The sequence below is a fragment of the Kocuria rosea genome, assembly GCF_023715525.1.
Classification (GTDB): Bacteria; Actinomycetota; Actinomycetes; order Actinomycetales; family Micrococcaceae; genus Kocuria; species Kocuria rosea_A.
Genome location: NZ_JAMBOG010000003.1, coordinates 197,709 through 210,347 on the forward strand (window position 1 = coordinate 197,709; position 12,639 = coordinate 210,347).

At 75.5% G+C, this 12,639-nt stretch carries 13 protein-coding genes; 4 read left to right on the forward strand and 9 right to left on the reverse strand.

The genetic code is table 11. The annotated features are described in order from the left end of the window. Positions 1-44: 44 nt before the first annotated feature. The 5 genes from M3185_RS03405 to M3185_RS03425 all read right to left on the reverse strand — a co-directional run bounded on the left by M3185_RS03405 (position 45) and on the right by M3185_RS03425 (position 6,332). Positions 45-1,613 (reverse strand): molybdopterin-dependent oxidoreductase, encoded by a 1,569-nt coding sequence (locus M3185_RS03405; protein ID WP_251332267.1) that lies wholly within the window; start codon positions 1,611-1,613, stop codon positions 45-47. Positions 1,614-1,623: 10 nt separating this feature from the next. After that, positions 1,624-2,451: a VOC family protein gene (locus tag M3185_RS03410; RefSeq protein ID WP_251332268.1), complete on the reverse strand. Its 828-nt coding sequence runs from the start codon at positions 2,449-2,451 to the stop codon at positions 1,624-1,626. Between the two features lie 203 nt (positions 2,452-2,654). After that, the gene (locus tag M3185_RS03415) at positions 2,655-3,533 is read right to left on the reverse strand and encodes an NAD(P)-dependent oxidoreductase (RefSeq protein ID WP_251332269.1); all 879 of its coding nucleotides are present in this window, start codon (positions 3,531-3,533) and stop codon (positions 2,655-2,657) included. Next, positions 3,530-4,933 (reverse strand): four-carbon acid sugar kinase family protein, encoded by a 1,404-nt coding sequence (locus M3185_RS03420; protein WP_251332270.1) that lies wholly within the window; start codon positions 4,931-4,933, stop codon positions 3,530-3,532. Before M3185_RS03420 ends, M3185_RS03415 begins: the two co-directional genes overlap by 4 nt. Positions 4,934-4,961: 28 nt before the next feature. Beyond that, positions 4,962-6,332, reverse strand: a complete 1,371-nt coding sequence (locus M3185_RS03425; RefSeq protein ID WP_251332271.1) for a GntT/GntP/DsdX family permease — start codon at positions 6,330-6,332, stop codon at positions 4,962-4,964. A 150-nt stretch (positions 6,333-6,482) separates the two neighbouring features. Here M3185_RS03425 and M3185_RS03430 point away from each other — a divergent pair, with 150 nt between their 5' ends. After that, the gene (locus M3185_RS03430) at positions 6,483-7,193 is read left to right on the forward strand and encodes a FadR/GntR family transcriptional regulator (RefSeq protein WP_251332272.1); all 711 of its coding nucleotides are present in this window, start codon (positions 6,483-6,485) and stop codon (positions 7,191-7,193) included. A 50-nt stretch (positions 7,194-7,243) separates the two neighbouring features. Here the strand turns inward: M3185_RS03430 and M3185_RS03435 are convergent, their stop codons facing one another. Further along, positions 7,244-8,008, reverse strand: coding sequence for an SDR family NAD(P)-dependent oxidoreductase (locus tag M3185_RS03435; RefSeq protein ID WP_251332273.1), 765 nt, complete (start codon positions 8,006-8,008; stop codon positions 7,244-7,246). A gap of 124 nt (positions 8,009-8,132) precedes the next feature. On the opposite strand from M3185_RS03435, the gene M3185_RS03440 reads away from it, so the two are divergent. From M3185_RS03440 to M3185_RS03450, 3 genes are all read left to right on the forward strand, one after another. Continuing rightward, a complete protein-coding gene (locus tag M3185_RS03440) occupies positions 8,133-8,912 on the forward strand; it encodes an alpha/beta hydrolase (RefSeq protein WP_251332274.1) in 780 nt (259 codons plus the stop codon). Between the two features lie 62 nt (positions 8,913-8,974). Continuing rightward, entirely contained in the window at positions 8,975-9,457 is a 483-nt protein-coding gene (locus tag M3185_RS03445) for a glutathione peroxidase (RefSeq protein WP_251332275.1), read from the forward strand. Positions 9,458-9,639: 182 nt separating this feature from the next. After that, on the forward strand, positions 9,640-10,512 hold the full coding sequence (locus M3185_RS03450; RefSeq protein WP_251332276.1) for an alpha/beta fold hydrolase: 873 nt from the start codon (positions 9,640-9,642) through the stop codon (positions 10,510-10,512). Between the two features lie 61 nt (positions 10,513-10,573). Here M3185_RS03450 and M3185_RS03455 read toward each other — a convergent pair whose 3' ends face one another. The 3 genes from M3185_RS03455 to M3185_RS03465 form a co-directional block, all read right to left on the reverse strand. Then, a complete protein-coding gene (locus M3185_RS03455; protein ID WP_251332277.1) occupies positions 10,574-11,341 on the reverse strand; it encodes an anti-sigma factor in 768 nt (255 codons plus the stop codon). Further along, on the reverse strand, positions 11,338-11,961 hold the full coding sequence (sigK, locus tag M3185_RS03460; RefSeq protein WP_251332278.1) for an ECF RNA polymerase sigma factor SigK: 624 nt from the start codon (positions 11,959-11,961) through the stop codon (positions 11,338-11,340). The genes M3185_RS03455 and sigK overlap by 4 nt, the downstream gene beginning before the upstream one ends. A gap of 118 nt (positions 11,962-12,079) precedes the next feature. Then, complete coding sequence (locus tag M3185_RS03465; RefSeq protein ID WP_251332279.1) at positions 12,080-12,538, reverse strand: class F sortase; 459 nt, start codon at positions 12,536-12,538, stop codon at positions 12,080-12,082. Positions 12,539-12,639 lie beyond the last annotated feature (101 nt).

Genomic DNA, 12,639 nt, shown 5'->3' on the forward strand with positions numbered 1-12,639 from the left:
CCCATCATGGCAGGACGCGGCGGGCCCGCCCGGCGCCGGCGGGCTCAGCGCACCGTGAACGTCCGCTCGTGCAGGCCGGAGGCGCCGTCGGGAGCGGGCGGGGCCTGCTCGGCGGTCTGGACGGTGCCGTCCCGGTCGACCGCCCGCACCCGCACCACGTGCTCCCCGGCGGGGAGGTCCGGGCGCCGGAGCACCCACTGCCGCCAGGTGTCGTCGGAGGTCGCCGCCCCGAGCCGCGCCTCCTGCCAGTCGCCGCCGTCCACGCTGACCTGTACCGCCGCGATCCCGACGTGCTGGGCCCACGCGGTCCCCGCGAGCACCACCTGCCCGGCGTCGACGCCCGCCCGGTCCCGGGGCACCTCGATGCGGGAGCTGAGCTTGACCGGCCCGCGGGCCGACCAGCCGCGGGTGGTCCAGTAGGCCTGGGCGCGGTCGAAGCGGGTGACCTCGAGGTCCACCACCCACTTCGTCGCCGAGACGTACCCGTAGAGCCCCGGCACGACCATCCGCACGGGGTAGCCGTGCTCGAACGGCAGCGGCTGCCCGTTCATGCTCACCGCGAGCAGGGAGTCCCGGTCCGGGTCGGTCAGCGCCTCCAGCGGGGTGCCGGCGGTGAACCCGTCCTGGGAGGTGGACAGGACCATGTCCGCCCCGGCCTGCACCCCGGTCTCGGCCAGCAGCTCGCGCAGCGGCACGCCGCTCCACACGGCGTTGCCCACGAGGTCCCCGCCCACGGGGTTCGACACGCACGCCAGCGTCACGGCGCGCTCGAGCAGCGGCCGTGCCGTGAGGTCCTCGAAGCCCAGGGTGAGCTCGCGGTCCACCAGCCCGTGGATCCGCAGCCGCCAGTCGGCGACGTCGATGCGCGGGACGGCGAGCGCGGTGTCGATGCGGTAGAAGTCCTCGGCGGGGGTCAGCCACGGCGCCACCCCGTCGACACCCACGTCCGTGCCGGCCGGCACGCGCTCCCGCACGGCCGGGGCGGGGATCCGCAGCAGCTCGCGGGCGGCGGGGACCCGCGCGGCCGCCGCGCTCGCCCACCGTCCGGCGACCCCCGCGGCCGTGCCCAGCACGGCCGCGGCCGCGGCCAGGCGCACGAAGCCGCGGCGGTCGAGGCCCGGGCCCCCGTCCCGGACCGCGGCCCGGCGGGTGAGCTGTGCCAGGAAGAGCGCCCCGGCGCCCGTGCCGACGACGACGGGTACCAGGTCCGCCACGGACGCCCCCGCGCGCGTGAGCACCGCGATCAGGCCGAGCAGGCCCAGCACGCCCAGCAGCACCACGCCCATGGGCCGGTTGGCCCGCTGGGCGGCGCCAATGCCCGCGCCCAGCCCGATCAGGCCGGCGGCCATCACCAGGACGAGCACGAGCTTGTCGGCGGTGCCGAACAGGGCGATCGCCGCGTCCTTGACCGGCGCGGGGACCGCGTCCACGACCACCCCGCCCACGGCGGTGAGCGGGGCGCCGACCGGGCCGGTCACCCACGCGAGCAGCTCGGCCAGGCCCACGGCCAGCGCGGTCGCGGCGATGCCGACCAGCAGCCACGGGCCGAGCCCCGCCGGTGGGCGCCCGCGGGCCGGGATGCGGGCCGGCGCGCCGGCCGGTGAGCTCGTCATGGGCCCCAGGCTAGGACCCGCCCCTGACAGCCGGCCGCGAGCGCCCGGAGCGCTGCGCGGGGTCCGCCGGCGTCATGATCGCGAAGCTCTCCCGGTCCGGTCCGCCGACGACCGCCAGCCGCCCGTACTCGACGTCGAACGGCTCCTCCAGCACCGAGCCCCCCGCCTCGCGCGCGCGCTGCACGGCGGTCCCGACGTCGTCGCTCCGGAAGCACACCGACCAGACGGCCACGGCGTGTCCCGCCCCGGGGTCCGTCCCGCCGATGCCGCCGCCGGGAGCGTCCCCGCCGGGGACCGTGAACACGGCGTACGGGGGGCCGTCCCGGCCGGCGTCCTCGTAGTTGTAGCCGAAGAGCTGGGCGTAGAAGTCGCGGGCCGTGGCGACGTCGGGGGTGACGAGGTCGCACCAGGTGACCGCGCCCGGCACGTCGGTCACCGTGAACCCGAGGTGCTCGCCGGCCTCCCACGTCCCGAAGGACGCCCCGGTGGGGTCGGTGTAGAGGCCCATCGTGCCGAGGGGGCCGACCTCCGTGGGCTCCATCAGCTGCGTGGCGCCGGCGGCGACGGCCCGCTCCCCGCAGGAGCGGGCCTCCCGCGCGGCGAGGTAGACCTGCCACACGTGCGGGACGTCCTGCAGGTCGGGCACCGCCGGGGAGAGCCCCGCGACCGGCCCGCCCTCCACGAGGGCGGTGCAGTAGCCGCCGTGCTCGGGCCGGGGCGGGCCGTACTCCCAGCCGAGGACCGACCGGTAGAACTCCTGGGTGCGGCCGAGGTCGGTGACGGCGAGGTCCACCCAGCAGGGCGTCCCGGCGGGCCAGGGCTTGTTGCGCTGCGCCATGACGGGCTCCTTCCGACACGCTCCACGCTACGCCGGGGCTGCGGGCCCCGCAGGGCCGCGGCGGGGATCGTTACCCACCCGCGAGGTCGCGGCTCCTCCCCCGCCGAGTCACCCGTGCCGGCGGCCGCGGACGCGGACTCACCGGCACGGACGACTCGGCCCGGACGAGCTCGGCCCGGGCGGCCGGGGCCGCCGGACGAGGCTCAGCGGGAGCGGAGGATGTCGAAGACCACGGAGTCGTCGTGCCGGCCGTGGCCCTCGCGGCGGCCCCGCACGTAGAGCTGCTCGGCGGCCGAGGCCAGCGGCACCGGCTGCTCCACCGCCCGCGCCGCGTCGGTGACCAGGCCCATGTCCTTGACGAAGATGTCCAGGGCGGAGCGGACCTCGGCCTCCTCGCCCTGCAGCATGCGCGGGCCGCGGTCCTCGAACATGAAGGACGTGGCCGCGCCGGTCGAGAGCACCTCGAGGCACTGCGCCGGGTCCAGGCCCATGGAGTCCGCCAGGGCCAGCGCCTCCCCCGCCACCGCGATGTGCACGCCGCACAGCAGCTGGTTGACCACCTTGAAACGCTGCCCGTCGCCCACCCGGGGCCCGACCACCGGCGCGTTGGCGGCCATCGCGTCGAGCAGGGGGCGCACCGCGGCGACGTCGGCCTCCGCGCCGGAGACCATGACGAGCAGGTCCCCGGTGGCGGCGCGGGCCGTCCCGCCGGAGACCGGGGCGTCGACGACGCGCACGCCGCGGCCCTCGAGCCCCTGCGTGCCGGCCTCCAGGGCCTGGGGGCCGACGGTCGCCATGACGAGCAGGACCGTGCCCTCCCCGAGCGCGTCGGCGATCCCGCGCTCGCCGAAGAGCACGTCCTGCAGCTGGGCGCCGGTGGCGACCATGACGACGACGACGTCCACGCCGGTCGCCGCCTCACGGGGGTCGTCGAGGACCTCGACGGCGTCGCCCACGTGCTCCTTGGCGCGGGGCGAGACGTCGAAGCCGCGGACGGGGAAGCCGGCGCGGGCGAGGGTGAGGGCCATGGGGGCGCCCATGGCGCCGAGGCCGAGGAAGCCGACGGACAGCAGCGTGCTCATGACTGGTTCTCCTGGGACTGGGAATCGGTGGATCGGGGCCCGGCCGGCCGGGTGCGTGCGGTGGCCCGGTCGAGGACGTCGACGACCTCGGCCAGGGCGGACTCGGTGCCCACGTTGCCGGGGAAGACCACGTAGGGCCCGCCCCGGGTGGAGGCCGGGGCGTCGACGGGCTGGAACAGGGAGATCTGGCCCGGGAAGAACTGCCCGACCACCGTGGCCCGGCGGATGCCCAGGGCCCGGTGGGCGACCTCGTGGGAGGTGATCCCGCCCTTGGCCACCACCCACGCGGGGCGGTGCTGGGCCACCCCGTGCACGACCTCCACCACCGCGTCGGAGACCGACCGGGCGATGGCCAGCGACTCCTCGGGGTCGGTGGTGCGCACCAGCTGGCGGCTGGTCCACAGCACCACGTCGGTGGCCGCCAAGGCCTCGACGATCTGCGCGACGGCGTGGGCCACGTGGGCGGGCCGGGACTCGGCCTCGAGCAGGGCGGGCACGTCCAGCTCGACCTCGTGCAGGTCCCGCCGGGCGCGCAGCTGCTCGAGCTGGCGGTTGGTCAGGCCCACGTGGGAGCCCACGGCCACGAGCCCGTGGGGCAGCCGGTGCGGGCCCACCTCGATGTCGGCCGGGCCCAGCGGCGCGGTCGCGTCGAGCCCGGCGAGGGGGCGGACGAAGGACGGCCCGCACCGGGTGACGAAGGTCCTCCCCTCGGCCTCGAGCACCGCCAGGGCGGCGGCGACCGCCTCCAGGTCGGCGTAGTCGGTGGCGTTGACGACCACCCACGCCCGGTCCTTCGCCCGGCGCAGGATCGCCGCGACCGCCGCCACCCCGCCGTCGCGGATGTCCGCCAGGCCGATCGAGAGAATCGACTCCCGGGCGATCGCCCCGCCGGAGCGCTCCACGAGGAAGTCCTTGAGGTCGGAGGAGGTGTAGCCGAAGGTGGCGTCGGCGGCGAAGTCGGTCTCCCCCACCGGCATCGGCTCCCCCTGCAGCACCGCGTAGTGCACGTCGTTCTCGGTGTAGCGCCCGGCCTCGATCATGGCCGGGGCGAAGAGGAACCCGTCGACGGCCACGCCCAGCCCCGCCAGCGCGTCGGCCAGGGCCGTGGGCTCGGCGATCACGTGCCCGCGCAGCGTGGAGTCGCTGCGGGAGACCAGGTGGGGCAGGGGCCGGCCCTCGGCGGCGAGGCCGGCCAGCACCGCCGTCACGAGCCCGGTGTTGAGCGCCACCGCCTCGGCCTCGGGCCGGGCGCGGGAGTTGGTGAGCACGAAGCAGGTGCGCCCGGGGTGCCGGAGGACCTCCAGCACAGGGGCCGGGTCGAGCTCGAGGACCACGTCGACGTCGTGCACGCACTGAGACCCGGTGGGGTCGTCGTCGAGCACGAGCAGGGTGCGGTTCATGCGCGGGGCTCCTTCCGGAAGGGGCGGGTCAGGACAGGCCCGAGAGGGCGAACCAGAGGATTGACACCACCACGAAGCCGACCACGGACGTGGCCGTGCACAGCACGGTGTAGGTGCGCAGGGCCACCCCCGTGGGCACCTGGAAGTAGCGGCTCCAGACCCAGAACAGGGAGTCGTTGACGTGGCTCAGGGCCATGGAGCCTACGCCGATCGCGAGCGCGAGGATGGCGGTCTGCACCGGGGTCAGGCCCTGGGCCGCGGCCAGCGGGGCCATCAGGGGCGCCGTGGTGAGGATCGCGACGGTCGCCGAGCCCTGGGCGGCCCGGATGAGCGCGGCCATGATGTAGGCCAGCAGGACGATCGGCAGGCCGGTGCCGCCGAGGACGTCGGCGACGGCCTCGGAGACGCCCGTCTCGCGCAGCACGTAGCCGAACATGCCGCCGGCGCCGGTGATGAGGATGACGGCGGCCACCGGGGGCAGGGCGGAGTTGATCACGTGCTCGGTCTCCTCGCGGCCCCAGCCGCGGCGGTAGCCCAGCAGGATCGAGGCCAGGATCACGCCGATCAGCAGCGCCATCGGCGAGGCCCCGACCATGGACAGCAGGGTCCGGACCGGGTTGCCCTCGGCCAGCACGAGGGCGCTGGTGGTCTGGAGCATGATCAGCAGCAGCGGCAGGGCGATCATGGAGAGCACGAGCCCGGTGCTGGGCGCCTTCGTCATCACCACGCCGGTGTGGCCGGAGCCGCCCACGCTCTGCAGGACGTCGTCGTGCGTGATCTCGACGTGGGCCTTGCGGGACAGGCGCATGGCCAGCCAGTGGCCGAACAGCCACATCGGGATCGCGGGGATGAAGGACAGCAGCAGCACCAGGCCGATGTCGGCCCCCAGCAGCTCGGAGCCGCCCACGATGCCCGGGTGCGGCGGGACGATGACGTGCACGGTCAGCATCGCGATGACGATCGGCAGGGCGTAGGCGAGCATGTTGCCGCCGAGCCGGCGGGCGACGCCGAAGACGATGGGGATGAGCACGATCAGCCCGACGTCCACGAACACCGGGATGCCGAAGATGAAGCCGGTGGCGCCCAGGGCGAAGGGGGCGCGCTTCTCGCCGAACTTGTCGAGCAGCCAGCGGGCCAGCACGTCGGCGCCGCCGGAGACCTCGATGATCCGGCCCAGCATGGCGCCGAGGGTCACGATCAGCGCGACGCTGCCCAGGGTGTTGCCCATGCCGGTGGTCAGCGTGGGAACGACCTCCCCGAGAGGGATGCCGCCGGCCAGGGCGAGGGCGGCGGCGGCGATCATCAGGGCGAGGAACGGGTGCACCTTGCCCTTGATGATCAGGCCGAGGATGACCGCGACGGCGGCGAGCCCCAGCAGCACGAGTGTGGTGGTGGTCATGGAGTCCTCATCGATCTCCGGGAGCCGGGGCTCCTCTGTTGTCAGATATCAGATATCATGTGTGATGCAGGACACGTCGTCAAGAAGGGGCGCCGGAACGGCGCACTAGACTGGCACGGTCACCTCCGAGACCAGGACGGGCATCGAGCAATGAGCACGCGGCGAGCCGACGACGCCGCCAGGGACCTCCTGGCCGCCATCACGGACGGGGAGTTCCCTCCGCGCACGGAGCTGCCGCCGGAGCAGCAGCTGGCCGAGCGCTTCGGCGTCTCGCGCCTGACGGTGCGCGAGGGCATCCGGGCTCTGGCGGGCCACGGGGTGCTGTCCGTGCGGCACGGCAAGCGCAGCCTCGTGAACCCGCCCGAGGAGTGGTCCCCGCTGGACGCCGAGGTGCTCCGCGCCCGCGGCCGGCTCAGCGGTGACGGGCTCGAGCTGCCCACCCAGCTCGTCGAGGCGCGGCGGGCCATCGAGGTCGAGGTGGCCCGGCTCGCCGCGACCCGGGCCACCGACGAGGACCTCGCCGTCCTCGCCGGGACCCTGACGGCCATGGAGGAGTCCCGGGACGACCCGGGGCCGCGCTTCGCCGAGGCCGACCTCGCCTTCCACGCCGGCGTGGTGGCCGCCGCCCGCAACGTCTACCTCGCCGCGGCGTACCGCCCGCTGGAGCAGGTGCTGCACGTCGTGCGCCTGGAGACCTCCCGCGATCCGCAGATCCGGGAGCACGCCATGCACTGGCACCGGAGGATCTTCGACGCGATCCGGGCCCACGACACCGAGGGCGCCGCCCGGCAGATGCTGGGCCACATGCAGCAGACCCTCGACGACATCGCCGAGAAGGTCGGCGGGTCGGCCTTCCGCTGAGGGCTCCCGCGCGGGAGCCGCGGAGAGCCGAGGCTGCGGAGAGCGGGGGCCTAGGAGATCTGCAGGCCGCCGTTGATGTCGTAGGTCGCGGCGGTGATGATCCCGGCGTCCGGGCCGAGCAGGAAGCAGATCAGCGCGGCGACCTCCTCGCGGCTGGCCACGCGCTTCATGAGGGAGTCCGCGGACAGGGCCGTCTTGCGCTCGTCGGAGAGGGTGCCGCCCATGATGTCGGTGTCGACGGGCCCGGGCGCCACCGCGTTGACCGTGATCCCGTGCTCGCCCACCTCCCGCGCCACGGCCCGGGTGAAGCCGATGATGCCGGCCTTCGCCGCGCTGTAGGCGACCTTCGAGAAGGTGCCGCCGCCGCGCTGGGCGGAGATGGAGGACAGGTTGACGATCCGCCCGGTCCCGGCCTCGATCATCGCGGGCAGGGCGCGCTGGGTGACCAGGAAGGCGCCCTTCACGTTGACCTCGAAGACGCGGTCCCACTCCTCGGGGGTGATTTCGAGGAACGGCGTCGGCGAGGCGATCCCGGCGAGGTTCACCAGCCCGGTGGCCGGGGGCAGCTCCGCCTCGACGCGGCGGTAGGCGGCGTCGACGGAGGCGGCGTCGGTGACGTCCACGCTCAGCCCGAGGGCCGGCACCCCGGCCTCCTCCGCGATCGCCGCGGCGGCCTCCTCGGCGCCCCGCACGTCGAGGATCGCGACGGCGGAGCCCTCGGCGGCCAGCCGGCGGGCCACGGCCAGGCCGATCCCGCGCGGGGAGGCGGCGCCGGTGAGCACCACGGTGCGGGCAGGAGTGGGGGCGGTGGTCATTGTGTCCTCCTCGACAGGTCCGTCGGCAGTGGAGATCAGATATCTGATCTCTACGGAGTGTAATCTGCGTCACCGAGCACGACAAGGGCGGCCGCCGGGTCCGCGGACGAGTAGCGTCGGCACCGTGACGACCCGTCGCGCTGTTCTGGCGGCCGCCGGCCACGCCGGGCTGGTGGCCCTGCTGTGCGGGTGCGCTGAGTGGAGGATCCCCATGGACGGTTCCGGAGACCGCGCCGCGCTGACGGCCCGCCCCGGCGACGTGCCGAGCGCGGCCCCGCCCGCGGCGGGCAGCCACGCGCTGGAGGTGGAGCGGAGGCGGGACTCCCTGCTCTACGTCCCGCCCCGGGTGGGCCCGGCGGCGGCGCCGCTGCTCGTCGTGCTGCACGGCGCGGGCGGCCACGCCGAAGGGGCCGTGGCGCTGCTGCGGGGCGTCGCCGACCTGCACGGGCTGGTCCTGCTCGCCCCGGCCTCGCGGGAGTCCACGTGGGACGGCGTCCGCGGCGCGTACGGCCCCGACGTGGACGTGCTCGACCGGTCGCTGCGGCGGGCCTTCCACCTGGCCGCCGTGGACCCCGAGCGGGTCGGCGTGGCCGGGTTCTCCGACGGCGCCTCCTACGCCCTGGGCGTGGGCCTTGCCAACGGCGGGCTGTTCCGCAGCGTCCTGGCGTTCTCGCCCGGCTTCGTCCCGCCCGCCGGGCGCACGGGCCGCCCGCGGATTTTCGTCTCCCACGGCACGGCCGACGAGGTCCTGCCCGTCGGCCGCACCAGCCGGCGGATCGTGCCCGCGCTGGAGGAGGACGGCTACGAGGTGGAGTACGCGGAGTTCGAGGGGGGCCACACCGTGCCCCGGGACGTCGCGCTGCGGGCCGTGGAGTGGCTCGGCTGGACCCGTCCCGCTCCCTGATCGGCCCCGGCTCCCGCATGATGGGAGGGCGCGACCGACCCTCGACCCTCCCGGAGGCCCCTGTGACCACGCTGCACGACTTCACCGCCACCACCCTCGACGGCCGCGAGCAGGCCCTGGCGGAGTACGCCGGGCAGGTGGTGCTCGTGGTCAACACCGCGAGCAAGTGCGGGTTCACGCCGCAGTACGCCGGGCTCGAGGAGCTGTGGAGGACGTACCGGGACCAGGGCCTCGTGGTGCTGGGCTTCCCGAGCAACCAGTTCGGCGCTCAGGAGCCGGGCACCGAGGAGGAGATCGGGGCGTTCTGCAGCCGCAACTACGGCGTCTCGTTCCCCCTGTTCGCGAAGGTCGACGTCAACGGCGCCGCCGCCCACCCCCTGTGGACGTGGCTGCGCGAGGAGAAGGGCGGTGTGCTCGGCGACGCGGTCAAGTGGAACTTCACGAAGTTCCTCGTGGGCCGGGACGGGCAGGTGATCCGCCGCTACGCCCCGACGACGACGCCGGCCCAGCTCGCCCCGGAGGTCGAAGCGGCGCTGACGCACTGACGCACCGGACGCCCTGACGCACCGGACGCCCTGACGCACCGGACGCGCTCGACGGCAGGAGCCCCCGGCCGTGGACAGGGCGCCCCGCGACCCGTCACCATCGGTCTCGGGGCCCTCGGCGGGCACGCCCCTCCCGACACCGCAGCGGCGCGGCCCGTGCGCCCCGATCCACAGGAGCAGCCATGGCCCCGCACTTCGCCGCGTTCGACATCCAGGTGGTCCCCGTGCCGGGGGCGGTCGTCCACGCCCACACCGCCGGGGAGGGACCCCCGGTGCTGCTGCTCCACGGCTATCCGCAGACCTCGCACATGTGGCACCACCAGGCGCCCGTGCTGGCGCGGGAGCACACCGTCGTCGCCGCCGACCTGCGGGGCTACGGCCACTCGCGCGCGCTCGGCGAGGACTTCACCTTCCGCGCCATGGCCGCCGACCAGGTGGCGATGATGCGGGAGCTCGGCCACGAGCGCTTCCACGTGGTGGGCCACGACCGCGGCGCCCGCACCGCCCACCGGATGGCGTTCGACCACCCGGACGCGGTGCTGTCCGTGGCCCTGCTCGACATCCTCCCCACCCTGGACGTGTGGCGGTCGATGGACGCCTGGATGGTGCAGCGCTACTACCACTGGGCGTTCCTCGCGCAGGGCGGCGGGCTGCCGCAGACGCTGATCGGCCACGACCCCGTGTACTTCGTGCGCCGGACGCTGCAGGGCCTCAGCGGCACGGAGGTGGCGTTCGACCCGGACGCGCTGGCGGCCTACGAGGACGCGGCACGGCACCCCGAGGTCGTGGACGCGTGGTGCCGCGACTACGCGGCCGCCGCCGGGCCCGACGTGGAGATCGACCGGGCCGACGAGCACGAGCAGCGCGACGTGCCGGCCCTGGTCCTGTGGGGCGCCAGGGGCCGGGTCGGGGCCCGGGAGGACCCGATCGAGCTGTGGCGGCGGCACTTCCCGCGCACCACGGGCCGCGCGCTGGAGGCCGGGCACTTCCTCGCGGAGGAGCGGCCGGCGGAGGTCACCGAGGCGCTCGTGGAGCACCTGCGCGACGGGAGGTGACCGCCTCCCGTCGGCCACGGTGGTGGCCGCCCGCACGTCCCCGCACAGGGCGGGGGCGGGCTCAGAGCTCCGCGAGCGCCACCACGGGCAGGGTGGGCGACGCGGAGCCGCCCGCCGGCTCGACCGTCATGGCCACCGCCGCGGCGTCCGCCACGTCGCCCTCCAGCCAGGTGCGGACCTCGCCGCCGGCGAAGTGCACGTCCGGGACGGGCACGTCGTCCTGCATCAGCCACAGCTGGTACTCCCGGCCCTCGCCGGGGTCGGGCAGGCCGGCGGAGACGACCAGGGCCGCGCCCGCCTGCTGCGAGGCCACCACCGTGGCGGTCCGCCCGTCGAGCTCCAGGGTGCGGGTCACGACGTCGGGGGCGGCCAGCAGCTGGTTCTCCCGGGCCTGCTCCTGCTGGGCCTGGGCGGCGAGCTGCTCCTGCTGGCGCTGCTCGCCGCGGACCCCCAGCGCCCAGCCGCCCAGGGCCACGGAGGGCACCAGCACGGCCGCCGCGGCGGCGGTCAGCCAGCGCCCGGGCCGGCGCCCGGGGCGGCGTCGCCGCTCCTCCAGGGACACGACCGGGGCCGTCGCGGCGGACGGGGCAGGCGCCGGCAGGGGCGCGGTGCCCCGGATCCCGGCGAGCACATCCTCCCGCAGCGAGGGCGGCGGCTCCTGGGCCACCGCCCCGGCCAGGTGCGCCCCCACCTCGGCGTACTCGGCCACCTCCCGGCGGCAGGACGGGCACTCCCGCAGGTGCTCCTCGACCCGGGCGCGCTCCTCGGGCTCGAGCGCGTCCACCGCGTAGAGCGCCGCGGAGTCGTGGACGTCGTGGCTCTCGTTCATCGCTGCACCCCCAGTGCCGTGCGCAGGCTGCTCAGGCCGTCCCGGATCCGGGCCTTCGCCGTGCCCAGCGGCACCTCCAGCCGCTCGGCCACCTCCCGGTGGCTGCACCCCTCGTAGTAGGCCAGGGAGACGGCCTCCCGCTGGATCGGCGTGAGCGCGCCGAGCCCCGCGCGGACCTCCTGCGTCTCCATGGCGTGTTCGACTCCTTGCCAGGTCTCGTCGGCGGGGATCTCCGCCCGCCCGCTCTCGTACTGCTGCTCGCGGTCGCGCTCGCGCTGGACCTGGCGGACGCGGTCCACCGCGCGGCGGTGGGCCATGGTGCACAGCCAGGCGAGCACCGTGCCGCGCTCCGGGTCGAAGCGCGCGGACTGCTGCCAGGCCATGAGGTAGACCTCCTGGACCACCTCGGCCGCGAGCTCCGGGGACCGGAGGACCCGCACCGCCAGGCCGTACACCTTGGCCGACGTCAGGTCGTAGACCTGGGCGAACGCCGCCTCGTCCCCCGTGCCGCTGCGCCGCAGCAGGTCCCCGAGGTCCGGGCCCTCCTGCGGGACGGCGCGGTCCGGCAGCCCGCAGGGCGTGCGGCCCTCCCGGCCGATGCCGGTTCCTCGTTCAGTCATCCGTTCTCGCTGTCCGTTCCGGGTGCCGCGACGCGGCGGAGCAGGTGTCCCCAGCACTGTGCCACATCCGGGAACACCGTGCGGCGGGACGCGCGGCCGCTCCTGCGCCCCGCCGGCGTCAGGCCTCGAGGGAGGCGTAGACCACGTAGTTGTCATCGAACAGGCCCGTCGCCGGGTCGTAGCCGTCGCAGGTGATGAGCCGCAGCTCCGCGCCCGCCGTGTTGCCGTAGACCTCCAGGGTGGGGAAGTCGTCCTTGGCGTGCTGCTGTCCCCGGTCGACGACGAAGACCGCCGTGCTCCCGTCCTCCCGGGCCACCTCGATCCGGTCCCCGGGAGCCAGCGAGCGCAGCCCGGCGAAGACCCCGGGCCCGCCGCCGGTGGCGTTGACGTGGCCCAGCAGCACCGCCGGCCCGCGCTCCCCCGGCGTCGGGGAACCGGCGTACCAGCCGGCCGGGGAGCCCGGGCCCTCGGGCGGGACCTCCAGGGACCCGTTCTCGCGCAGGCCCAGGTGCAGCAGCTCGGTCCGGGTGGACGTCGCCGGGATCTCCAGCGCCACGGGCTCGGAGGCCTCCAGCACGCGGGGTCCCGGCGCGGCCCGGACGCCCGGCGCCGCGGACGGCGGGCCGGACGCTGGACCGGACGGCGAACCGGACCGGGCATCGGCGGCGGGCGACGCCG